The sequence below is a fragment of the Ancylobacter sp. GW821-FHT10E12 genome, assembly GCF_058809335.1.
Window position 1 is genome coordinate 91,778 of sequence record NZ_JBXASN010000011.1, and the last position, 23,190, is coordinate 114,967.

The following is a 23,190-nucleotide window of genomic DNA, read 5'->3' on the forward strand; positions in this document are numbered from 1 at the left end:
TCGGGAGGGTTCAGGAACGTCGCAGCCGCCGGTTCACCCGGCGCGCAAGCGTCTCGCCGAGGGTCTGGACCGACTGGACGAGGATGATGAGGACGACGACGACGACCAGCATCACCTCGGGCATGAAGCGCTGGTAGCCGTAGCGGATGCCGAGGTCGCCGAGCCCGCCGCCGCCGACCGCGCCGACCATGGCGGAGTTCGACAGCAGGCTGACGATGGTCAGCGTCAGGCCGAGCACGAGGCCGGGAAGCGCCTCGGGTATCAGCACCTTGCGTACGATCTGCAACGGAGTCGCGCCCATGGCGAGCGAAGCCTCGACGAGCCCGTAATCGACCTCGCGGATGGCCGCCTCGACGATGCGGGCGATGAAGGGTGTCGCCGCGATGGAGAGCGGCACGATCGCCGCCGTGGTGCCGATCGAGGTGCCGGCGACGAACCGCGTGAACGGTATGATGGCGACCACGAGGATGATGAAGGGCGTCGAGCGCGTGGCATTCACCACGATGCCCAGCACGCGGTTGATCGCCACGGCCTCGAACAGCTCGCCCTTTCCGCTGGTCGCGAGGAAAATGCCGAGCGGCAGCCCGGCCAGCGTGCCGACCAGCGTGGCGACCGCGACCATGTAGAGGGTCTCGAACGTCGAATCGAGGATGAGGTTCAGCAGTTCAGGCGACATGGCCGATCACCTCCGCGGCAACGCCCTGCGCCTCCAGGGCGGCGATCAGGGCTCCATCCGTCCAGGCCGCCGTCGGCACGCCGACATAGAGCAGCGCGAAGGGATGCTCGCCGATGCTGTCGATCTGGCCGCCGAGCAGGGCGACATCGATGCCGAGCTCGCGCGCCAGCCGGGTGAGCACCGGCCGGCCGGCGGCTTCCCCGGTCAGCACCAGGCGCAGGACCGTCTGCGTCGCGTGGGTCGGGTCGGTTCCGAGCCGCCCCGCGAGCGAGGCCGGGACCTCGCGGCCGGGCAGGCTGCCGATGAACGAGCGGGCCGTCGCGGTGCGCGGATGCGCGAACACCTCGTGCACCGGCCCTTCCTCGATGATGCGGCCGGCTTCGATCACGCCGACGCGGTGGCAGATCTCCTTGATCACCGTCATCTCATGCGTGATCAGCACGATGGTGACGCCGAGCTCGGCATTCACGCGGGCGAGCAGGGCGAGGATGGAGCGGGTGGTTTCGGGGTCGAGCGCGCTCGTCGCTTCGTCGGAGAGCAGCACTTTCGGGTCGGTCGCCAGCGCGCGGGCGATGCCGACGCGCTGCTTCTGCCCGCCCGACAGCTCGACCGGATAGCGGTCGCGCTTGTCGGTGAGCCCGACGAGTTCCAGCAGCCGCTCCACCTTCCCGCGTATCGCCGCGCGGGAGAGGCCGAGGAGCTCCAGCGGCAGCGCCACATTGTCGAAGGCGGTGCGCGAGGATAGCAGGTTGAAGTGCTGGAAGATCATGCCGATCTTGCGCCGCTCCGCCCGCAGCGCGCGCTCCTCCAGCCGGTTGACGGTCACGCCGTCGACGATGACGTCTCCCCGGCTCGGCCGCTCAAGCCCGTTGATGGTGCGGATGAGCGTCGACTTGCCGGCGCCGGAGCGGCCGATCACGCCATAGATCTCGCCGCGCGGAATGCTGAGCGAGACATCCTTCAGCGCCTCGACGACCGCATCGCTGCCCCGCGCCGGAAACGACTTCGAGACGCCGTCGAGCACGATGGCAGCGCCGCCGCCGCCCCCGGCCCGATCCGGCCCGGTGCCGGACGCGGGCGCCGCCGCGGCAGGGCCGGGAAATGCGGCGCCCGGCGCGAGGTCGCGGAAATAGGCCGGCGGGAATCCGGGAGCGGCGGTGTCCTGAAGCATCATGTGCCGTTGGTCTGCAACGAGAAGGTTCACGCGGCGCGCGGCAGCGCCGGCGCGCCCGCGCGGGCGGCCAGGCGCCGCCGCTCGCGGTCGAGCTTCGCCCGCACGGCGCCGGCCGTCAGCCCGTCGCGGCGCAGGATCAGGTCGACGATCGGATCGGCCAGGATCTCGTCGATGGTGGGTTCATGGGCGGGAACGGGCGCATCGGCACCCGGAAAGATCACGGAGTTCATCGCTGTTGTCCCAATACGCGGATGCCCGTCATGCGGGGCGGTCCGGCAGTCTCGGCTTATGGCGGAGAGGGCTAGGCCCGGAAGGGACGTCGACAACACGCTGTCATGGCTCAGCTCCTGAAGCTCGTTGCCCGACCACGAAGTCGCTCCGTGGCGCTTTAGCGTTGGTGACGCGGTGCAAGCTGCCGGGTGTCAAATCCCGCGATCCGGCAGCGCCTGCCGCCGGACGACATGTTAGATAGCAGCTGGCGGGAAGAAGTCAATTAATTTTGTAGACTACTTGATTCACCCGCGATTGCATGATTTGTGCTCAATCGCATAATAAATATGCATAACTAGTATTCCATAAAATCACTAGATTACCGGTTCGGCTCCGGCCTTCCTGATGTCACCGGCGCATCACGCGCTTCCCGACCATTCAGGAGTGAACCCATGACAACGCTTTCCGGCCGCTGGCTCGGCGCCACCCTCGGCGCGGCCCTGGCCGCTTTGGCCGTGCTGCCCGCCCATGCGGCCGACAGGATCAAGATCGGCGTCATCGGCGGCGACGAGGAGGAGATCGCCGAAGTGGCGAAGAAGGTCGCCGCCAAGGACGGCCTCGACATCCAGATCGTCGCCTTTTCCGACTACACGCTGCCGAACGAGGCGCTCTCGCGGGGCGACCTCGACGCCAATGCGTTCCAGCACAAGCCCTATCTCGATTCGCAGATCGCCTCGCGCGGCTATCGGATCGCGCCGGCCGGCTTCACCATCGTCGAGCCGATCGGCTTCTATTCGGTGAAGTTCAAGAACTTCAAGGACTTGCCGGAGGGCGCGCAGATCGGCATTCCGAACGATCCGTCGAATGGCGGGCGGGCGCTGAACCTGCTGGCGGCCAACGGCCTCGTCACGCTCGCACCGGGCAAGGGTCTGCTGCCGACCGTGCTCGACGTCACCGACAATCCCAGGAAGGTGACATTCCGTGAGCTCGACGCCGCGCTGCTGCCCAAGCAGCTTCCCGACCTCGACGGCGCGGTGATCAACACCAATTACGCGCTCGGTGCCCATCTCGACCCGCGCAAGGACGCGCTGGTGCAGGAGAGCCGGATCAACAATCCCTATGGCAATTTCATCGCCGTGCGGGCCGGCGACGAGACCAGGCCGGCGATCGTGAAGCTGGTGAAGGCGTACCAGTCGGACGAGGTGAAGGACTTCCTGGACAAGCGCTTCAAGGGCGCCGTGCTTCCGGCGTGGTGAACCGGGGCCGGACCGGGTCCGGCCGGTCCGGCGGCTGGTGCCGGGGGGATGCGGGGCGCGGAAGACCGGCGCCGAGGTGTTTCCCCGGCGCCGTGAAGGATGTCAGAGCCCGGTGCGCAGCACCGCGTCGGCGACGACGATCTTCTTCGGCAGCAGGCCGAGGTTGAAGAACGTGTCGGCCACCAGCTGCTGGTCGGCGATCACCTTGTCGGTGAGCGGGGCGACGCCGAAGCTCTGCCGCGCGACGGCAACCGCGAGCACCGGCGCCGGGATGCCGGTGGAGGGCGCGAGTTCGGCGACGGCGGCGGGCGGGTCCTTCTGGATCCAGTCGTCGGTCTCGCGGATCGCGGCGATCAGCTGGCCGACGACCTTTGGGTTGGCCTCGGCGAATTTCCGCGAGCCGAGGTAGAACTGGTAATTGGGCACGATGCCCTCGGCGGTGGTCAGGGTGCGCGCCTTGATCGCCACCTCGGCGGAGGCCTGGAACGGGTCCCAGATCGCCCAGGCGTCGATGGCGCCCTTCTCGAAAGCGGCGCGGGCATCGGCCGGCGGCAGGAACTTGGTGGTGATGTCGGCATAGGCGAGGCCTTCCTTCTCCAGCGCCTTCACCAGCAGAAAATGCACGTTGGAGCCCTTGTTGAGGCCGACAATCCTGCCCTTGAGCTCCTTCACCGACTGGATCGGGCTGTCCTTCGGCACCAGGATCGCCTCGCCCTTCGGCGCCGGCGGCTCGTTGGCGAGATAGACGAGATTGTCGCTGGCCGCCTGGGCGAAGATCGGCGGCGCCTCGCCGGTCTGGCCGATATCGATGGCACCGGCATTCAGCGCCTCCAGCATCTGCGGCCCGGCGGCGAATTCGGCCCATTTCACCGAGATGCCGAGCGGCTCCAGCTTCTTCTCCAGAATGCCGCGCCCCTTGAGCAGCACCAGCGTGCCGTATTTCTGGAAGCCGACGCGCACCTCGCCTCCCGCGGCGAAGGCCGGGCGCAGGCCCGGTGCGGAGAGCGAGGCGGCGAGGCCGGCGGCGCCGGCGAACAGGGTTCGGCGGGAAAGCGTGGTCGAAAGCTTGGTCGAAAGCTTGGTCATGGGGTGAGCCTTTCGGATGGTGGGCGGCGCGGGGTTGGCCGCCCTGTCGGCGTTCAGGAGGCGAAGAGCTGGTCGAGGATGCGGCCTTCGAGCTGGGCGAGTTCCGTCGAGCCGCGCTGGCGCGGACGCGGCAGGTCGACCTCGAGATCGAGCGCGACCCGGCCGGCATCGATGAGGATCACGCGGTCGGCGAGCGCGAGGGCTTCGGCGACGTCGTGCGTCACCAGGATGGCGGTGAAGCGCTGCTCCAGCCAGATTCGCTCGACCAGACGCTGCATCTCGATGCGGGTCAGGGCGTCGAGCGCGCCGAGCGGCTCGTCGAGCGCCAGCAGGCGCGGGCCGGAGGCGAGCGCGCGCGCCAGCGCCACGCGCTGCTTCTGGCCGCCCGAGAGGACGGCCGGCCATTCGCCGGCGCGGTCGGCCAGCCCGACCTCGGCGAGGATGGCGCGGGCGCGCTGGTGACGGATATCGCCCTTCACCGAGGCCGGCAGGCCGACATCGACATTTCCCAGCACCCGCTCCCAGGGCAGTAGGCGCGGCTCCTGGAACATGATGCGCGTGGCCTCGCCGTCATGCGGGCCGTCGAACACGATGCGTCCCTGGCTCGGCTGGTCGAGCCCGGCGATTAGGCGCAGCAGCGTGCTCTTGCCGCAGCCGCTCTTGCCGACGACGGCGACGAACTGGCCGGCGGGAACGGCGAGGTCGATGCGTTCCAGCACGCGCTTCGGCCCGAACCGATGGCCGAGCTGCTCGAAGGCGATGCCGAGCCCGCGCGTCTCGCCCGCGGGCCTGTCGAAGCTGGAGGGAGCGGGCGCGACCGACATCGGCTCAGCTCCGCGGCGACTGGAAGGCCGGGTGCCATTGCAGGCACGCCCGTTCCAGCCAGCGGGTGAGCACGTCGGCGAGCTTGCCGAGCAGCGCATAGATGAGGATCGCCAGCACCACGATGTCGACCAGCAGGAACTCGCGGGCCTGCATCGCCATGTAGCCGAGGCCGGAGGAGGCGGCGATGGTCTCCGCCACGATCAGCGTCAGCCACATGATGCCGAGCGCGAAGCGCAGGCCGACGAAGATGGAGGGCAGCGCGCCCGGCAGGACGACCCGCCGGAACAGGGTGAGGGGCGTCATGCCGTAGACGCGGCCCATCTCGATGAACTGCGGGTCGACGGTGCGCACCCCGTGCAGCGTGTTGATGTAGATCGGGAAGAACACGCCGAGCGCCACCAGGAACAGCTTGGCCTCCTCGTCGATGCCGAACCACAGGATGACGAGCGGGATCAGCGCCAAATGCGGCACGTTGCGGATCATCTGCAGCGTGGTGTCGGTGTAGCGGTGCGAGAGATCCGACAATCCGTTGGCGATGCCGAGCGCCAGCCCGATGCCGCCGCCGACCACCAGGCCGCTCAGCGCGCGCAGCGTGCTCACGCCCATGTTGCGCAGGAGCTCGCCCGATTTCAGCGCCTGCCAGCCGGCGGCGGCGACGGCGGAGGGCGCGGGCAGCACGTTCGGCGCGATGAAGCCGACCTGCGACAGGTACTCCCAGCCCGCGACCAGCAGCACCGGCAGAACCCATCCGGCGATGCGGGCTTCCAGCGATGCGAGACGCAGGCGCCGCGCCTTGACGGTCTGCTCCCCGGTGGCGGCGACCCGGGCGTCGAGCTCGGCAAGCGACATGGCGGACTCCTGTTGCATCAGGCGCGGGATCAGATGGCGTGGGCGGCGTAGAGTGCGGTCAGCACGTCGGATTTCAGCTCGGCGATGCGGGCGTCCCGCCGGTCGCGCGGGCGCGGCAGCTCGACGTCGAGCGCGAAGCGCACCATGCCGGGATGCGCGCCCATGGTGATGACCCGGTCGGCCAGGAACAGCGCCTCGTCGACGTCATGCGTCACCAGGATGAGGGTGATGGCGTGCTGGCGGGCGACGCCGACCAGCAGGTCCTGCAGCTTCATCCGGGTGAAGGCGTCGACCGCGCTGAACGGCTCGTCGAGCAGCAGCAGCTGCGGCTGGGTGTTGAGGCTGCGCGCGATCGAGGCGCGCTGCGCCTGTCCGCCGGAGAGCTCCTTGGGCAGCGCCGCCTCGCGGCCGGCGAGGCCGACCTCGGCCAGGATCCGCGACACCCGCTCATTGCCGATGCCGGTGCCGCCGGTGCCGAAGGCGACATTGTCGGCGACGTTGAGCCATGGAAACAGGCGCGGCTCCTGAAACACGAAGCCGATCTCGCGGTCGAGGCCGCGTAGCGGCCGGCCGCCGAACACCACGTCGCCGTCATAGTCCTGGTCGAGGCCGGCGATGATGCGCAGCAGCGTGCTCTTGCCGCAGCCGCTCGGGCCCACCAGCGCGACGATCTCGCCCTCGGCGACGGAGAGCTCGACATGGCGCAACACCGTGGTTTCGCCGAAGCGCTTGGCCGCCACCCGCACCTTGAGAAGTTCGGTCATTCGAGCCTCCTCAGCCGAGCCGCGTTTCATAGGAATCGCGCCAGTACAGCGCCCGCTGCTCCAGCGCCTTGAGCAGCGTGTCGGACAGCTTTCCCAGCAGCGCCAGCATGAGGATCGCGGCGATGACGATGTCCGGCCGGCTGATCTCGCGCCCATCGGTGAGCAGGTAGCCGAGGCCCTGGGTGGCGGCGATGAGCTCGGCGGCCACAAGGCACATCCAGGCGAGGCTGAGACCCTGGCGCAGCCCGGTGAACAGGCTCGGCAGCGCGGCGGGCAGGAAGATGCGCCGCACCAGCGCGACCGGGCCGAGACCGTACATCTCGCCCACCTCGACCAGCTTGCGGTCGACATTGCGGATGCCGGCGATGAGGCCGAGATAGACCGGGAAGAAGGAGCCGATGGCGATCAGCGTCACTTTCGGCCCCTCGTCGATGCCGAGCCAGAGCAGCAGCAACGGCACCCAGGCGAGGCCGGGAATGGCGCGCAGCGCCTGGAAGGTGGGGTCGAGGATGGATTCGGCCCGCCGGTTCAGCCCGACGATCGAGCCGATCGGCAAAGCGAGCGCGACGCCGATGGCGTAGCCGCCCAGCACGCGCGCCGTGCTGACGCCGAGATGCGTCAGGAGGCCCTGGCCGTAGAGTTCGCGCACGGTCTCCAGGATGGCGCTCGGCGGCGGCATCAGCCGGGCCGGCACGAGGCCGAAGGAGACCGCCGCCTCCAGCCCGGCGAGCAGCAGGGCCGGCACGAGCAGGCCCCACAGGTTCGGCCGCGGCAGGGTCCAGTGCGCGCGGGAGGTGGCCGCCGGCGGCGGCGTCACGGCGCGCGTGGCCGGGGGGCGCGCAATGTCGGAGATGTCGGTCACTGACCCTTGACCTTCGCCTGCGTCTCGACGGCGACGCGCGCGAAGCGGTCGTCGACCAGTTCGCCGATATATTTGTCGAGATCGGTGCCCTTGCGGACGATCTCCTCCTGGAGCAGCAGCGGCGCGGTGGCCTTCAACGTGCCGATATGCTGGTCGTCGGGGACGGCCTTGGTGAAGTTGGCGCGGGTGAACTGTCGCGCGATCACCGCCTTGGACTGCTTGGATTCCTCGGCGACGATGGCGATGGCCTCGTCCTTGTTGGCGAGGATCCACAGGCGGGCGCGCTCATAGACGTTCAGCACCCGCTGCAGGTGCTGCGGGTATTTCTCGATGAACTGGTCGGTGGTGTTGAGGAAGCCGTAGCTGGAGAAATCCGGGTTGCGGTAGATGGTCTTGCTGCCGGCCTCGAGCTCGGTGGCGGCGATGAAGGGATCGAGCCCGGCCCAGGCGTCGACATCGCCGCGCTCCAGCGCGGTACGCCCTTCCGGATGCTGAAGGTGGACGATCTGGACGTCGTTCTTGCTCAGCCCGTGGGCGTTGAGCGCGCGCAGCAGGAAGAAGAACGGGTCGGTGCCCTTGGTGGCGGCGACCTTCTTGCCCTTGAGCTCCGGCACGGAAGTGATCGGCGAGTCCTTGGTGACGAGAAGGGTCGAGGCTTCCTGCGTGTTGAAGATGTAGACGGTCTTCACCGGCTGGCCGTTGGCCCGGCTCACCAGCGCGGAGATGCCGGAGGTCGAGGCGAAATCGCTGCTGCCGCTGTTGAGATATTCCAGCGCGCGGTTGCTGCCCTGGCTGAGCACCCATTTGACCGTGATGCCGTCCGGCTTGAACTCTTCCTCGAGCCAGCCGAAGCGTTTGATCACCAGGCTTTCCGGCGAGTAATAGGCATAGTCGAGCCTGATCTTGGCCGGCGCTTGCGCACGGGCGATGCCGGCCCCGCCGAGCCCGAGGGCCAGCCCGGCGATCAGCACCGCCCGCCTGTGCCAATATGCGCGCGCACCTTCGGTCCTGTTCATGTCGATCCCCGGTCGTTGATGGCGCGCGGCGTCGGAGCGCCGCCGGCTCAGGTTGTTTTTAAAGTCTACATATTAACTATACAATAGCTAGCCCATCCGCGCGCGTCGTTCTCGGCGAACGCGGCGAAGCCGGCTGGAAGGGTTGTGTGGCGACGGGGCCGCAAACCGGGGGGCCGGGTCCGGCAGCATCGGAGAAAGGCGGCGGGGCCTTGCCGCAGGGATCCGACGGTTCGCGGTGCAGGCGGTCGCCGCGGTCGCCGGCTGGATGCCGCCGGTGACCAAGCCACGTTGTTCGTCATCGCGTCCGGCTGCGGCGCGCGAGGCGATGGCCGAGGCGCCGGGCGGGTTCGTCGCGCTGTTTTTCGCCGCCCATGTCCGGGCGATCCGAGAGCCGGCACCACCGGCGATGCCGTCGCTGCGCCGCCGCGCGTGGTTCCGGCCCGGTCTCAGGTCGCGGCGAGGTCGGCTGGCCTGCCCTGTCGTTTTGTCGCCGCAGCCTTACGCCGATTTCGCGCGCGCCGCCGGATGGACGAGCGTGCAGCGGGCACGCCACGCATCCTCGATCATGGTCGCCAGCGAGGAGCGCGGGGAGGTCCAGCCGAGTTCCGCCTCGGCCGCCGCGCTGCCGGAGACCAGGCGTGCCGCGTCGCCCGGCCGCCGGTCGCCGATCTCCACCGGGATCGGCCGTCCGGTCACCTGCTGCGCCGCGCGCACGACGTCGTGCACCGAATAGCCGTGGCCGCTGCCGAGGCAGAACACCCGGCTGTCCTTGCCGGCTTCCAGCCATTTCAGCCCGAGCAGATGCGCCTCGACGAGATCGACGACATGCACGTAGTCGCGGATGCAGGTGCCGTCCGGGGTGGGATAGTCGGCGCCGAACACGGTGAGCCGGTCGCGCGCGCCGGCCGCGACGTCGAGGGTGATCGGGATGAGGTGGGTCTCCGGCAGGTGGAACTCGCCGATCTCGGACTCGGGATCGGCGCCGGCGACGTTGAAATAGCGGAAGATGACCGACTTGAGGCCGAAGGTCTGGCGGAAATTGCCCAGCATGTCCTCGATGGCCCGCTTGGACGCGCCATAGGCGTTGATCGGGTGCTGCGGCGTGTCCTCCTGCAGGCCGACGCCGTCATGGTCGCCATAGATCGCGCAGGTCGACGAGAAGATGACGTCGAGGCAGCCGGCCGCGATGGCCGCCTCGAACAGGTTCAGCGAGGTGGCGATGTTGCCGCCCCAATATTTTCCCGGATCGCGGATCGCCTCGTCCACCTGGCTGAGGGCGGCGAAATGCATGACCGCCTGTGGCCGCCAGCGCGCGAACACCTCGTCGAGGCGGGCGCGGTCGCGCAGGTCGCCTGGTTCGAACGGCCCGAAACGGACCGCCTGCTCCCAGCCGGTTTCGAGGTTGTCGTAGGTGATCGGCGTATAGCCGGCCGTTTTCAGGGCCTTGCAGGCATGCGAGCCAATATAGCCCGCGCCACCGGTCACCAGTATATTACCGCCCATCGATAAGGATGCCCCGGATGAACGGTGTCGACGCGCCATTGATTGTCGACAGCATCATGAACGTATAATTCGCGTCAAAGCACCCGTCCCGATAAAATTCTAAATATCTTGTTCAACAACAATCTCTTAACAAGGAATAGCCGAAGCGCTCCGGCCAAGTCAATAAACCGTCCGGCGCATGACGGATCGTCTTGCCCCACCGGCCTGTCGCGGCCGTGCCGGCGCGGCCGCCGCCGGCTTGGCCAAGCGCCGGGCCGCGATCTATGTTGGCGCCCCTTCGTCCCGGCGCCCGGCCGGGCATCCTTCCTTCCCGAAACCTGAGGTTTTCGCCATGCCCGGCGCGCTCGACGGCATCAAGGTTCTCGACCTGTCGCGGATTCTCGCCGGCCCCTGGGCGACGATGACGCTCGGCGATCTCGGCGCCGAGGTGTGGAAGATCGAGCAGCCCGGTGCCGGCGACGACACGCGCGGCTGGGCGCCGCCGGCCGCCGGCGGCATCGCCACCTATTATCTCGCCGCCAACCGCAACAAGAAGAGCCTCGCCGTCGATCTCGGCACGCCGGAGGGGCTCGCCATCGTCACCGGGCTCGCGGCGAAAGCCGACATCGTCATCGAGAATTTCCGCCCCGCCAGCCTGCGCAAGTTCAGGCTGACCTATGACGACCTGAAGGCGGTCAATCCGCGGCTGATCTATTGCTCGATCTCCGGCTACGGGCGCGGCAACGCAATGGAGGAGCGGCCGGGCTATGATTTCGTCATCCAGGCCGAGAGCGGCTTCATGGCGATCACCGGCGAGCCGGACGGCGAACCGATGAAGCTCGGCGTCGCTTTCGTCGATCTGGTTTCCGGCATGAACGCGGTGCAGTCGATCCTTGCCGCGCTCTATATGCGCGAGCGCACCGGCCGGGGGCAGGCGATCGACATCGCGCTGGTCGACGGGGCGTTCTTCCTGCTCGCCAATGTCGCCTCCGCGCATCTCAATACCGGGCAGGACGCCCGGCGCTTCGGCAACGCCCATCCCAGCATCGTGCCCTACCAGATCTTCGCCTGCGCCGACGGGCGCCTCGCGCTGGCGGTCGGCAATGACGAGCAGTATCGCCGGCTGTGCGTGAACGTGCTGGAGATGCCCGAGCTCGCCGCCGATCCGCGCTTCCTCACCAATCGCGGCCGGACGGAGAACCGGGCCGAGCTGCTGCCGCAGCTTTCCCTGGCGATCGCCGCCTTCGCCCTCGCCGATATCATCGCGCGGCTCAACCGCTTCGGCATTCCGGCCGGCGAGGTGCGCTCGGTGGCCGAGGCTTTCGCCGGCGAGACCGCGCGGCTGCGCGAGACCATCGTCGAGACGCCGCATCCCACCATCGGCACCTTCCGCTCGGTGCGCAGCCCGCTGCGGCTGTCGGACGCTCCGCCGACGGTGCGCACGGTGCCGCCGGGGGTGGGCGAGCATACGGACGAGGTGCTGGCCGACGTGCTGGCCTATCCGCCGGAGCGGATCGCCAGCCTGCGCGAGGACGGGATCATCGGCTGAGGGCGATGATTAGCCGGCGCATTGTTGGCTAGAGCCTTCATTCGCCGAGCAGATTGGCTTTCACCCGCATCAGGTGGCGGGCGATGGCGGCTTCCGCCTCGCGCCCGTCGCGCGCCCGCAGCGCGGCGACGATCTCGCGATGCTCCTGCCGGTAGAGGTCGCGGCGCTCGGCGGTGATGGAGCGCCGCTTCAGCTCGCCCCACTCGGCATGGTCGCGGGCGGCGGTGATGGTGGCGTAGAGGCTCACCATCAGCCGGTTATGCGTCGCCTCGGCGATCACCTGGTGCAAGGCGGCGTCCCATTTCTCGAATTCCTCGAAGCCGTCGCTGGCCTCGGCGCGGCGGTTGCACTCTTCCATCCGCTCGAAATCGGCGGCATTGGCGTTCATCACCACCAGCTGGGCGAGGCGCGGCTCGACGATGAGGCGTGCCGCCATGATCTCGGCCGGGCTGGCGTCGCTGGCCGGCCGCGCCGGCTCGTTCGCCCCAGGCACCGGCCTGGCGACATAGGTGCCGGAGCCGATGATCCGCACCACCCTGTTCTGCGCCTCGAACACCGACAGCACGTCGCGCACCACCGAGCGCGGCACGCCGAGCTGCTCGGCGATCGCCCGCTCGGTCGGCAGCCGGGCACCGGGCGCATAGCGGCCGGAGCCGATGGCCTGGTTCAGGAAGTCCTGCACCAATGTCGCCGGCTTGCGGTCGATGACGATGCTGTTCATCGGCGGTCTCGCTGTGTATCCGGCATTTGGTATACCAATATCCGTGCCGACTTCAATTACAATAACAAGAAATTCAATGCGATATCGACAAGTTGCCGAGATACCCGATTGACATCTGGTCAACCAATATGGCCAAATATAACAGAATTGGTGAACCAATCAAGGGCAGAACATGAAATTCGCCACCTATATCCACCAGGGGCAGGAGCAGGTCGGGCTGGTCGATGAGGATGCCGGGCGCATCTATCGCGTCGAGGCCGCCGGCATGGTCGACCTCATCGCCCGCTTCGCCGAGATCGCCCCGGCCATCCGCATGAACGGCAATGGTGCCGATCTTGACGAGGTGACGCTCATCGCCCCGATCCCGCGCCCGCGCCGCAATATCTTCTGCGTCGGCAAGAACTACCGCGACCATGCGAGGGAATTCGCCAATTCCGGCTACGAGGCCGGGGCGGTGAAGGGCGCCGAGATCGACGACTATCCCGCGGTGTTCACCAAGCCCGGTACCTGCGTGGTCGGGCCCGGTGCATCGGTCGACACCCATCCCAGGGTCACCAGCGCGGTCGACTACGAGGTCGAGCTCACCATCGTCATCGGCAAGGGCGGGCGCGACATCTCCCGCACCGACGCCGCCAGCCACATCTTCGGCTACACCATCATCAACGACGTCACCGCCCGCGACCGGCAGAAGAACCACCGCCAATGGTTCCTCGGCAAGGCGCTCGATACCTTCTGCCCGATGGGGCCGTGGATCACCACCGCCGACGAGGTGGATGCGCAGAACCTGCAGGTGCGCACCTGGGTGAACGGCGAATTGCGCCAGGACGCCAATACCAGCGACCTGATCTTCGACATTCCCGGCCTGATCGAGACCATTTCCGCCGGCACCACGCTGGAGCCGGGCGACCTCATCGCCACCGGCACGCCGGCCGGCGTCGGCCTCGGCTTCAACCCGCCGAAATTCCTCAAGGCGGGCGACAACGTCACCATGTCCATCAGCGGGCTCGGCACCCTGAGCAACCCGTTTGCCTGATCCCTGCGCCTGACGATGCGTGCCTGATCCCGCGCGCCGCGGCGTGCAACAGACAAGCCGAAGCGCACCCAGAAAAGCGCCGGCTCCGGGAGGAAAAATGGCCCTGCTTACTCTCGCGACGCCCCCGCGGGCGCTCGCCCTGCCGCGCTGGCTCGGCCTCGAAGGCCTGGTCATCGGCGGCGCCATCGCCGCGCTGGTGGTGCTCGTCGTGCTGCCCGTCCTGTCGCTGGTGGCGGCGAGCGTGTGGAACGGCGGGCTCACCGGCGAATTCTTCGTCGCCGCGCTCACCGGCCCGTCCTATCTCCGGGCGCTCGGCAATTCGCTGATCCTCGGCGCCTGGACCGGCCTGCTCAGCATCGCCATCGGCGTGCCGCTGGCCTGGGCGGTCAGCCGCACCAACGTCCCCGGCAAGGGGCTGATCCAGGTCACGGCGACGCTGTCCTACCTGTCGCCGCCCTTCCTCACCGCCATCGCCTTCGTCAACCTGTTCAGCCCCAATGCCGGGGTGGCGAACGTGTTCCTGCGCGAGGTGCTGGGGCTCGATATCGGCTTCAACATCTTCACTATGAGCGGCCTCGTCTTCGTCACGGTGCTGCACACCTTCCCCTTCGTCTACCTGCTCGCCTCCAGCGCGCTGCAATCGGTGGACGCTTCCTACGAGGAGGCGGCGCAGATCCTCGGCGCCGGCAAGCTGCGCACCGCGCTCACCATCACCCTGCCGCTGGTGGCGCCGGCGGTGCTGTCGGGCACGCTGCTCGCCTTCGTCAACGCCATCGCGCTGTTCGGCTCGCAGGCGATCATCGGCCTGCCGGGGCGCATCGTCACCCTGCCGACCCGCATCTACGCGCTGTTCGACTACCCGCCGCAATATGGCGTCGCCTCGGCATTGTCGCTGCTGTTCATCGCCATCACCGTGGTCGCGCTTTATCTCCAGCGCGCCTTCCTCGCCCGGCGCTCCTATGTGACGTTGGCCGGCAAGGGTGCCCGCCCGCAGCTCATGGATCTCGGGCCGTGGCGCTGGGCGCTGTTCGCGCTCTGCGTCGTCGCCTTCCTCGTCGCCATCGCGCTGCCCTATGGCACGCTGATCGCGGTGTCGTTCTCCAAGTCCTGGGGCCTCGCCTTCTGGCAGAACCTGACGCTGGACAACTACTATTTCGTCCTCGTCGAATATGACGTCACGCGGCGGGCGATCCTCAACAGCCTGATGCTCGCCACCATCGCCGCCACCGCCTGCGTGCTGCTCGGCGCCGTCATCTCGTGGATCGACCTGCGCACCCGGCTGCCGGGCCGGCGGCTGCTCGACTATGCCGCGCTGATCCCGCTCGGCCTGCCGGGAATCGTCATGGCGGTCGCCCTGCTGCAGTTCTGGCTGAAGATGCCGGTGGCGCTCTACGGCACCTTCGCCATCCTGCTGCTAGCCTATGTCGGGCGCTACGTGCCGCTCGGGGTGCGCGCCGCCAATTCCTCGCTGCGCCAGATCGACCCGTCGCTGGAGGAAGCCGCGCAGATCCTCGGCGCCTCCTGGTGGCAGACCATGAAGGAGATCACCCTGCCGCTGATCCGGCCCGGCCTGTTCGCCGGCTGGCTGCTGGTCTTCGTGCCGGTGATCCAGGAACTCAGCGCCTCGATCCTGCTGTTCTCCTCGCAGTCCATCACCCTCGCGGTGGCGGTCTACAACCTCTACGAGACCGGCTACACCGAACCCGTCGCCGCGCTCGCCATGGTCAACATGGTCATCATCGCCGTCGCCATCGGCATCGCCCGCCATTTCGGCGGCAGCCGCATCGGCCTCAAGGCCGGCAACTAGAAAACGCTTCGGGAGCAACGCCTCATGGCTGGAATCCAGATCACGGGCCTGTCGAAATTCTACGGCGGCAGGGACAGCGGCAAGGGTGGCGGCAGGGGTGGCGGGGGAATGGCCGCGGTGAGCGGCCTCAACCTCGACATCAAGGACAACCAGTTCGTCACCCTGCTCGGCCCCAGCGGCTGCGGCAAGACCACCACGCTGCGTCTGATAGCCGGCTACATCACGCCGGATGTCGGCACCATCCGCGTCGGCGACCGCGTCGTCTCCTCCGCCGACGGCGTCGCCCCGCCGGACCGTCGCGGCATGGGCATGGTGTTCCAGAACTACGCGGTGTGGCCGCACAAGACGGTGTTCGAGAACGTTGTCTTCGGCCTCAAGCTGCGCAAGGTCCCCGCGGCCGAGGCGCGGCGCAGGGTGCTCGACACCCTCGCCATGGTCAATCTGGCCGGCCTCGAGAACCGCCTGCCCAACGAGCTCTCCGGCGGCCAGCAGCAGCGGGTGGCGCTCGCCCGCAGCCTCGTCGTCGAGCCCGGCATCCTGCTGCTCGACGAACCGCTGTCCAATCTCGACGCCAAGCTGCGCGAGAAGATGCGCGTCGAGCTCAAGCAGCTGCAGCGGCGCACCGGTATCACCTTCGTCTATGTGACGCACGACCAGGCCGAGGCGCTGGCGCTGTCCGATCAGATCGCGGTGATGCATGGCGGCGAGCTTCAGCAGTTCGGCACGCCGGACGATGTCTATCGCCGCCCCGCCAACAAGATCGTCGCCGATTTCATGGGCATCGTGAATTTCCTGCCCGGCATCGTCCAGGCCGGCGAGCGGGGCCTCGTCGTGTCGGTGGACGGGGTGCCGGTGCCGGCGCCGATCAACGGCGCCCTGTCGCCGGGCGAGCCGGTCGATCTCGCGGTGCGGCCGGAGAGCGTGCGGCTCGCGGTGGCGGGCGATGCCGGCGCGCTCGCCGCCACCGTCACCGAGACCACCTATCTCGGCAATCTCGTCGAATACTGGCTGCGGCTGGATTCCGGCACGGTGCTGCGCGCCCAGACCCATCCGCTCGAGCGCTTCGGCATCGGTGACCGCGTGACCCTGTCGATCGATGCCGCCGACTGCACCGTGTTTCCGCGCGCCGGCGGCGCCGCGCTCGCCCATTGACGCCCAAGGAGAAGCCCATGTCGACCAACGCCGCCCTCAAGCCCGCGCCGCGCGGGCAGGAGCACTGGACCCGGAACGGCGATTCCGACCTGTTCCTCTGGAATAAATCGCCGGAAGGCCGTGCGGCCGCCGGCACCGTGCTGTTCGTGCACGGCTCCTCCATGGCCTCGCAGCCGACCTTCGACCTGCAGGTTCCCGGACGCCCGCATTCCTCGGCGATGGACCATTTCGTCGAGAAGGGCTTCGACACCTGGACGCTCGACCTGCGCGGCTATGGCCGCTCCGACAAGCGCCCCGGCACCGAGGCGACCATCGCGCAGGGGGCGGAAGACCTCGTCGCCGCCACCGACTACATCATCAGGGAGACCGGCACGCCGGATTTCCTCGTCTACGGCATCTCGTCGGGCGCGCTGCGTGCCGCCGCCTTCACCGAGCTTCATCCCGAGCGGGTCAAGCGGCTGGCGCTCGATGCCTTCGTGTGGACCGGCGAGGGCAGCCACACGCTGGACAACCGCCGCAAGAAGCTGCCGGACTTCAGGCGCGGCGAGCGCCGGCCGATCGACAAGGCCTTCGTCCATTCGATCTTCAACCGCGACCATCCCGGCACCGCCGAAGACAAGGTGATCGAGGCCTTCGCCGACTCCATCCTGTCCTTCGACGATTCGATGCCGAACGGCACCTATATCGACATGTGCACCAACCTGCCGCTGATCGACCCGGCCAGGATCGCCGTGCCGACCCTCGTGATGCGCGGCGAGTATGACGGCATCGCCGGCTTCGACGACCTGATCGAGTTCTTCAAACGCCTGCCCAATTCCGACAAGCAGTTCGCGGTGATGCCGGGCATCTCGCATGCCTCGTTCCAGCAGAAGAACTACATGCTGGTCTATCACATCCTGCACGCGTTCTTCACGCAGCCGGAGCCGGTCTATCGCGGCGGCTAGATCGCGAGGATCAACGGAAACGCCAGATAAAACAAAACATCATCTAGGAGGAACACATGAGGACGCTCATTGGCCGGCGCGGGTTCACCCTCGCGCTCGGCCTGATCGCCGGGGTGCTCGCGCTGCCGGGTCCGGGTCACGCTGAAGACGTCGACATGACCAAGGCGAAGGTCGAGGGCAAGGTCGTCTGGTACACCTCGACCCCGATCGAGCAGGCCAACAAGCTCGCCCGGATGTTCGAGGAGAAGACCGGCATCAAGGTCGAGCTGTTCCGCTCCGGCGGCTCGGCGATCCTGCGCCGGTTCAACCAGGAACAGTCGGCCGGCCGCATCGCCGCCGACGTGCTCACCACCTCGGACCCCGCCGCCTCGAACGTCATGGCCGAGCAGGGCCTGTTCGTGCCGTTCAAGCCGGTCGACTTCGACAAGATCCCCGACACCGCCAAGGACAAGGACGGCAACTGGATCGGCCAGCGGCTCAACCTGATCACCATCTATATGCGCGGCGACAAGATCCCGGAGGCGGAGCGGCCGAAGAAATGGACCGATCTCACCGCCAAGGGCTTCGACAAGAAGCTGGTGATGACCGATCCGTCCTTCACCTCGCTGCAATTGTCGGTGGTCGGCACGCTGTCGCAGAAGCTCGGCTGGGACTACTACAAGCAGCTCGCCGACAATGACGTGATGGTGGTGCAGGGCAACCAGCAGGTCTCCGACAATCTCAAGCGCGGCGAGCGGCTGATCGCGGTCGGGGCGCTGGATTCCTACGCGGCGGAAGACCGCGCCAGCGGCCACGATATCGTCACCGTCTATCCCGCCGACGGCACCTTCGTCATTCCCTCGCCGACCGCGGTGGTGAAGGGCGGGCCGAACCCCGAGGCCGCCAAGGCCTTCGCCACCTTCATGATCGGCCCCGACGCGCAGAAGCTGTTCCCGGCCGATGGCGGCTATGCCGCGCGCAGCGACGTCGACCCGCCGGCCGGCAGCCCGAAGGTGACCGACCTCGTGATCATCCCGGTCGACTATGCGGCGCTGGAGAAGAACGCCGCCAAGGTGAAGGACGAGTTCAACGAGATCTTCCGCTGAACGTGAAGGCTGCGGGACGCCGCTCCCGTCGGCATTCGTCTGGTGGGCAAGATGTGCGTGCTTCGAGACGCGGGGCTTCACCCCGCTCCTCAGCCTGACGAAGGTGCTTTAAGATCCTCGTCATCCTGAGGTGCCCGGCATGGCCGGGCCTCGAAGGACGCACGGCCCTGTCACCCGATTTCCAGCTGGCCCTCAGCGCGGCTCGCCGAAGGCGGCGCGCAGCGCGTTCGCCAGGGCGCACAGGTCGGGATCCGGGGCGACGCGCAGCACCGCGAGGGTCTCCGCTTCCTCGATCACCTGCGCGAATTCGAGCACGCGGTGATATTCCGGCCGGTTCCAGAAATCGTGCACCACCACCGGCAGGCCGGCGGGGCCGAACAGGAAGGCGGCGAGCAGGCAGGCGACGCGGAAGCGGCCGTCGACAAAGACGAGATCGGGCGTGAAAGCCGGATCATGGTGCCAGGGCGCCAGCGCATAGGCGGGCCAGCGCCCGCGCAGGTTCGGGTCGCGCGGCTTGCCCCAGTTCTTCACCGGGCCGATATCGGCATGCAGCAGCGTGAGCCGCCCCGCCGCTTCCGCCTCGGCCAGCGCCGGGGCGAGGCGCAGCCGCGCGATCCAGGCCGGGTCGGAATCGACGCTGAGGATGCGCCCGGCGCCGAGCCGCACGAATTCGCCGGTCGAATGCCCGCAGCCATATTCGACGATGCCGCGCGCCGCCTCGGCATGGCGGCGCAGCACCGCGAGCTCGGCGGGGCTCAGGGTCGGCTGCAGCAGCAGCGCGGCCTCTTCCGCCTCTGCCGCCTCCGGCGGCTTGGTCGACAGGTTCATGGAATTCTCCGGGCGGCCTCGTGCCGTTGCCGATCAGATGCGCTGGCTGGTCGACGGAAAGTGCCTCCGAGCGACCGTCTGGAGCATGTTCTGACCGCAAGCATCGTTCAACCCTTGCGGAACCTGTCTCAGGCTAGCCGCGCCGGGCCTCCGTGGAAAGCCGGCTGCCGCACATTAGCCCGGCATGCCGGCCGGCTGCTGCTGGGTTATGCAATGGATGTTGCCGCCGCCGAGCAGGATCTCGCGCGTCGGCAGGCCGACGATCTCCCGGTCGGGGAACAGCCCGCCGAGAATGGTGGCCGCCGCCTCGTCATGGACGGGATCGAGAAGCGGCATCAGCACGAAGCCGTTGCCGACATAGAAATTCACATAGGACCCGCCCAGCCGCTCGCCGACCTGCCGGCTCATCGTGCCGCCGGAAGCGAGGTCGATCGCCTCTTCCCCGGTGCGGTAAAGCGGCCCCGGCAGCGGCAGCTTCACCACCTCGATGCTGCGCCCCCGCGCGTCATGCGCCTTGCTGAGGCGATCGAAGGCGTCGCGGGAGATGGCATGTTGCGGGTCGGCCGGGTCGTCGCACCAGGTCAGCGCGACGACGCCCGGCTTCACGAAGCAGGCGATATTGTCGATATGGCCGGAGGTCTCGTCGTCGACCAACCCGGCGCCGAGCCACAGGATGCGCGAGACGCCGAGATGGTCCTTCAGATGGGTCTCGATCTCCTCGCGGGTGAGATCGGGATTGCGGTTGGGGTTGAGCAGGCATTCCTCGGTGGTGAGCAGGGTGCCCTCGCCGTCGACATGGATCGAGCCGCCCTCCAGCACCAGCGGCGGCGCGTAGCGCGGCGCGCGCTCGGTCTCCAGCACCTTGGCGGCGATCAGCCGGTCCTGGTCGCACGGGGCATAGAGCCCGCCCCAGGCGTTGAACTCCCAGTCGACGCCGCGCAGCCGGCCGGCGGCGTCGGTGACGAAGGTCGGCCCGCTGTCGCGGCACCAGGAATCGTCGTTCGAGGCTTCGATGAGGCGCACGCCGGCGGGAAGCCGGGCGCGGGCATTGGCCCATTGAGCGGCCGAGACCAGCATGCTCACCGGCTCGAACCGGGCGATGGCGCCCGCCACGGCGGCGAAGGCGGTCTGGGCGGGGATCGCGCCTTCGCGCCAATTGTCCGGCCGCTCCGGCCAGATCATCCAGGTGCCTGCATGCGTCTCCCATTCCGCCGGCATGCGGAAGCCGTCGGCGGTGGGCAGGCTGGTCAGGGTGTCGCTCATGATCGGGTGGTGCTTCCGTCGAGGGTGAGCAGCGGGGCGTAGAGTTCCGGCCGGCGGTCGCGGAACACGCCCCAGCTGCGGCGTTGATGGGCGATGGCGTCGAGGTCGACGCTCGCCAACAGCACCGCCTCGTCGGTGCGGCTCGCCTCCGCCAGCTTGGCGCCGGTCGGGTCGGCGATGAAGGAGGAGCCGTAGAAGGTGATTTCGGTGCCGTTACGACCGGGCTCGAGGCCGATGCGGTTGGAGGCGACCAGCGGCATCAGGTTGGCGCCGGCATGGCCCTGCATCACCCGCTGCCAGTGGGCGGCCGAATCGAGGCCGGGGTCCTGCGGCTCGGAACCGATGGCGGTGGGGTAGAGCAGCACCTCGGCGCCTTTGAGCGCCATCACCCGCGCGCATTCCGGGAACCACTGGTCCCAGCAGATGCCGACCCCGATCCGCCCGACCGCGGTGTCCCATACCTTGAAGCCGGTATCGCCGGGCGAGAAATAGAACTTCTCGGTGTAGCCGGGCCCGTCCGGGATATGGCTCTTGCGGTAGACGCCGAGCACCGAGCCGTCGGCGTCGATCATGGCGAGGCTGTTATAGGCGGCCGGCCCGGCGCGCTCGAAGAAGCTGAGCGGCAGCACCACGCCGAGCTCGCGGGCCAGCGCGGCGAAATGCTGGATCAGCCGGTTGCCGGCGAACGGGGCGGCGAGGTCGAGGAATTCGTGGAGCTGGTCCTGGCAGAAATACGGCGTCTCGAACAGTTCCTGCAGCAGGATCAGCTGCGCGCCCTGCGCGGCCGCCTCGCGCACCAGCCGTTCGGCTCGGGCGATATTGCCGGGAATGTCCCAGTCGCAGCGCATCTGGGTGGCGGCGAGGGTAACGAGGCGCATGAAGGTCTCCGGGAGGCGGCACGGGTGGGCGCTCGAATGTCGGGGCGCTCAGTTGACGGCGCGCAACGGCTTTTCCAGCACCGCGAGCACGCGCGCAAGCTCGTGCCCTCGCTTGAGGATGAGCCCGGTCTGCGACACCACGGTGTAGGCGCCCTGGCGCCGGGCGAGGCGCGGGTCCTTTTCCACCCGGTAGATCGGCTGCTCGGTGGAGCGGCGGAAGATCGAGAACACCGCCCGCTCGCGGGTGAAGTCGATGGCGTAGTCGCGCCATTCGCCCAGCGCCACCATGCGGCCATAGAGGCCGAGGATGCGGTCGAGTTCATGGCGGTGGAAGGTGACGAGGCCGCCCCGCTCGGTGCGCAGCCCGGCGGGCAAGGCTATGGGATCGATATCGGCCAAGCGGCCCTCCGGCTGCATCGTGGACGTCGGCATCATTGAAACGTCATGATCGCCCCGCCGGCCGGCCGCCACAAGCCCCTGTTCACGCTCGACGGCGGCTTGGCGCCCAAGGGTCGCCGCACCCCGGCGCCCGAGCGCCGCCGGTCGCACGGGTCGACGCGCCCGCGTCCTCACGGCCTCGTTAACGACGGACACAGCGCCGCCAAGATTCGGCCTCTGCGCCGCCAAGCCCGGAGAGCAAATATTAACCATAGCGTCAGGCCGGTTCGCGAAGCGCATCGGTTTCCCAGCCCCCCAGCCCCCCGCGGCGTCGAACGGATCGCGCCTGGCGCTACTTAGGTTCAATCCCCAAATCCACTGAATACAGGTCGGCCTTCGCGCCGGCCTTCTTTTTTGGCCGGCTCGCCGCTTTTGCGCGATTGCCGATTTTTATGCGTGGATCGTTCAGGGAATCGGCTGCAGCGCGGCGCCGACGATCGGGCCGGGGGCGGCGGACGTGCCGGCCTGCACCATCACCGCCAGCGCGTCGATATCGGTGTCGCCCGGCCGGTGCAGCGGCGCCTCGAAATTCGCCGGGCTGCCGTTCCAGTCGCCGAGCTTCACCCAGCCGCGCACCACGTTGTGGTAGGTGACTTCCGTGCCCTGGTTCTCGCCGCGGCTGATGTCGACCTTGGCGCGGCTCGCCACCGGGCAGAGCCAGACCTCGCCCGAGCCGGTACCTTCGCCGACCGAGACCAGCAGCTTGCCGTCATGCATCGCCAGCGTCACCGGCACGTCCGGCACGCGGGCGGTGGCGATGGTCTGCTCCAGCGCCGAGCGGTCGCTGCCCACCGCCATGGCGGTGCCGTTCACCACCGCCTGCGGGGTGAACATCTTGGCGTCGCCGCGCAGCTTGGCATAGGCCTTCTGGCGCGAGGTATGGCCGTGCTTGGCCAGCGTGTCCTTCCAGCCGAGATAGTCCCAGTAGTCGACCGCCAGCGTCAGCGCGATCACGTCCGGCCGCTCGGCGATCTCGGCGAGCAGCTTGTCGGCCGGCGGGCAGGACGAGCAGCCCTGGCTGGTGAACAATTCGATCACCGCCCGCGGCTTGGTCACGGTGCGGATCGGCGAGGGCGAGGCGGCATCCGGCGGGCTGGCATCCTGGGCGCGGGCGTCGGTGGCGATGGTCCCGGCGGCGATCAGCCCGGCAACGCCCAGCGCCAGCACGCGCAGCCGGCGTCCGGCGACCCTGGGAAGGCGGGTGCGGCAAGCGTCTTCGGCAGGGCATCGGGGCTGGAGGAGCATCGGCGCGGAAAATTCCTTCGGCATCCCACGAGGCGGGAACGGCTAGG

The 23,190-nt window shown here is 68.3% G+C and carries 23 protein-coding genes; 7 read left to right on the forward strand and 16 right to left on the reverse strand.

The features are described from left to right. Positions 1-10: 10 nt before the first annotated feature. Genes AC1RU4_RS16215 through AC1RU4_RS16225 form a run of 3 tightly spaced genes read right to left on the reverse strand, consistent with a single transcriptional unit; the run spans position 11 to position 2,080 of the window. The gene (locus tag AC1RU4_RS16215) at positions 11-676 is read right to left on the reverse strand and encodes a methionine ABC transporter permease (RefSeq protein ID WP_492892145.1); all 666 of its coding nucleotides are present in this window, start codon (positions 674-676) and stop codon (positions 11-13) included. Beyond that, a complete protein-coding gene (locus AC1RU4_RS16220; protein WP_492892146.1) occupies positions 666-1,850 on the reverse strand; it encodes a methionine ABC transporter ATP-binding protein in 1,185 nt (394 codons plus the stop codon). Before AC1RU4_RS16220 ends, AC1RU4_RS16215 begins: the two co-directional genes overlap by 11 nt. A gap of 26 nt (positions 1,851-1,876) precedes the next feature. Then, positions 1,877-2,080: a hypothetical protein gene (locus tag AC1RU4_RS16225; RefSeq protein WP_492892147.1), complete on the reverse strand. Its 204-nt coding sequence runs from the start codon at positions 2,078-2,080 to the stop codon at positions 1,877-1,879. A gap of 432 nt (positions 2,081-2,512) precedes the next feature. On the opposite strand from AC1RU4_RS16225, the gene AC1RU4_RS16230 reads away from it, so the two are divergent. Next, positions 2,513-3,316: a MetQ/NlpA family ABC transporter substrate-binding protein gene (locus tag AC1RU4_RS16230; RefSeq protein WP_492892148.1), complete on the forward strand. Its 804-nt coding sequence runs from the start codon at positions 2,513-2,515 to the stop codon at positions 3,314-3,316. A gap of 102 nt (positions 3,317-3,418) precedes the next feature. Here AC1RU4_RS16230 and AC1RU4_RS16235 read toward each other — a convergent pair whose 3' ends face one another. The 7 genes from AC1RU4_RS16235 to galE form a co-directional block, all read right to left on the reverse strand. Continuing rightward, entirely contained in the window at positions 3,419-4,402 is a 984-nt protein-coding gene (locus AC1RU4_RS16235) for a sulfonate ABC transporter substrate-binding protein (protein ID WP_492892149.1), read from the reverse strand. Positions 4,403-4,455: 53 nt separating this feature from the next. Next, positions 4,456-5,226 carry an ATP-binding cassette domain-containing protein gene (locus AC1RU4_RS16240; RefSeq protein ID WP_492892150.1) on the reverse strand — a complete coding sequence of 257 codons (771 nt, stop codon included), beginning with the start codon at positions 5,224-5,226 and terminating at the stop codon, positions 4,456-4,458. Between the two features lie 4 nt (positions 5,227-5,230). Next, positions 5,231-6,076: an ABC transporter permease subunit gene (locus AC1RU4_RS16245; RefSeq protein WP_492892151.1), complete on the reverse strand. Its 846-nt coding sequence runs from the start codon at positions 6,074-6,076 to the stop codon at positions 5,231-5,233. A 29-nt stretch (positions 6,077-6,105) separates the two neighbouring features. Beyond that, positions 6,106-6,840 (reverse strand): ABC transporter ATP-binding protein, encoded by a 735-nt coding sequence (locus AC1RU4_RS16250; RefSeq protein ID WP_492892152.1) that lies wholly within the window; start codon positions 6,838-6,840, stop codon positions 6,106-6,108. A gap of 10 nt (positions 6,841-6,850) precedes the next feature. Continuing rightward, positions 6,851-7,702, reverse strand: a complete 852-nt coding sequence (locus AC1RU4_RS16255; protein ID WP_492892153.1) for an ABC transporter permease — start codon at positions 7,700-7,702, stop codon at positions 6,851-6,853. After that, on the reverse strand, positions 7,699-8,718 hold the full coding sequence (locus AC1RU4_RS16260) for an aliphatic sulfonate ABC transporter substrate-binding protein (RefSeq protein WP_492892154.1): 1,020 nt from the start codon (positions 8,716-8,718) through the stop codon (positions 7,699-7,701). Before AC1RU4_RS16260 ends, AC1RU4_RS16255 begins: the two co-directional genes overlap by 4 nt. Before the next feature lie 498 nt (positions 8,719-9,216). Further along, positions 9,217-10,221 (reverse strand): UDP-glucose 4-epimerase GalE, encoded by a 1,005-nt coding sequence (galE, locus tag AC1RU4_RS16265; protein WP_492892155.1) that lies wholly within the window; start codon positions 10,219-10,221, stop codon positions 9,217-9,219. A gap of 331 nt (positions 10,222-10,552) precedes the next feature. Here galE and AC1RU4_RS16270 point away from each other — a divergent pair, with 331 nt between their 5' ends. Further along, on the forward strand, positions 10,553-11,749 hold the full coding sequence (locus AC1RU4_RS16270) for a CaiB/BaiF CoA transferase family protein (RefSeq protein WP_492892156.1): 1,197 nt from the start codon (positions 10,553-10,555) through the stop codon (positions 11,747-11,749). A gap of 37 nt (positions 11,750-11,786) precedes the next feature. On the opposite strand, the gene AC1RU4_RS16275 is transcribed toward AC1RU4_RS16270, so the two are convergent. Then, positions 11,787-12,470, reverse strand: coding sequence for a FadR/GntR family transcriptional regulator (locus AC1RU4_RS16275; protein ID WP_492892157.1), 684 nt, complete (start codon positions 12,468-12,470; stop codon positions 11,787-11,789). Positions 12,471-12,642: 172 nt separating this feature from the next. On the opposite strand from AC1RU4_RS16275, the gene AC1RU4_RS16280 reads away from it, so the two are divergent. The 5 genes from AC1RU4_RS16280 (at position 12,643) to AC1RU4_RS16300 (ending at position 18,491) form a co-directional block, all read left to right on the forward strand. Beyond that, positions 12,643-13,503, forward strand: coding sequence for a fumarylacetoacetate hydrolase family protein (locus tag AC1RU4_RS16280; protein WP_492892158.1), 861 nt, complete (start codon positions 12,643-12,645; stop codon positions 13,501-13,503). A gap of 97 nt (positions 13,504-13,600) precedes the next feature. Further along, positions 13,601-15,310: an ABC transporter permease gene (locus tag AC1RU4_RS16285; RefSeq protein ID WP_492892159.1), complete on the forward strand. Its 1,710-nt coding sequence runs from the start codon at positions 13,601-13,603 to the stop codon at positions 15,308-15,310. A 24-nt stretch (positions 15,311-15,334) separates the two neighbouring features. Then, positions 15,335-16,462 (forward strand): ABC transporter ATP-binding protein, encoded by a 1,128-nt coding sequence (locus AC1RU4_RS16290; RefSeq protein ID WP_492892160.1) that lies wholly within the window; start codon positions 15,335-15,337, stop codon positions 16,460-16,462. Between the two features lie 17 nt (positions 16,463-16,479). Then, on the forward strand, positions 16,480-17,406 hold the full coding sequence (locus tag AC1RU4_RS16295) for an alpha/beta hydrolase (RefSeq protein WP_492892161.1): 927 nt from the start codon (positions 16,480-16,482) through the stop codon (positions 17,404-17,406). 56 nt (positions 17,407-17,462) lie between these two features. Beyond that, entirely contained in the window at positions 17,463-18,491 is a 1,029-nt protein-coding gene (locus AC1RU4_RS16300; RefSeq protein ID WP_492892162.1) for an ABC transporter substrate-binding protein, read from the forward strand. 192 nt (positions 18,492-18,683) lie between these two features. On the opposite strand, the gene AC1RU4_RS16305 is transcribed toward AC1RU4_RS16300, so the two are convergent. From AC1RU4_RS16305 to AC1RU4_RS16325, 5 genes are all read right to left on the reverse strand, one after another. Continuing rightward, complete coding sequence (locus AC1RU4_RS16305) at positions 18,684-19,319, reverse strand: hypothetical protein (protein ID WP_492892163.1); 636 nt, start codon at positions 19,317-19,319, stop codon at positions 18,684-18,686. A 174-nt stretch (positions 19,320-19,493) separates the two neighbouring features. Next, positions 19,494-20,582, reverse strand: a complete 1,089-nt coding sequence (gene aguA, locus AC1RU4_RS16310; RefSeq protein ID WP_492892164.1) for an agmatine deiminase — start codon at positions 20,580-20,582, stop codon at positions 19,494-19,496. Then, on the reverse strand, positions 20,579-21,460 hold the full coding sequence (gene aguB / locus AC1RU4_RS16315) for an N-carbamoylputrescine amidase (RefSeq protein ID WP_492892165.1): 882 nt from the start codon (positions 21,458-21,460) through the stop codon (positions 20,579-20,581). The genes aguA and aguB overlap by 4 nt, the downstream gene beginning before the upstream one ends. 48 nt (positions 21,461-21,508) lie before the next feature. Beyond that, on the reverse strand, positions 21,509-21,859 hold the full coding sequence (locus AC1RU4_RS16320) for a DUF2794 domain-containing protein (protein WP_492892166.1): 351 nt from the start codon (positions 21,857-21,859) through the stop codon (positions 21,509-21,511). 444 nt (positions 21,860-22,303) lie between these two features. Further along, a complete protein-coding gene (locus AC1RU4_RS16325; RefSeq protein ID WP_492892167.1) occupies positions 22,304-23,143 on the reverse strand; it encodes a DUF1223 domain-containing protein in 840 nt (279 codons plus the stop codon). Positions 23,144-23,190 lie beyond the last annotated feature (47 nt).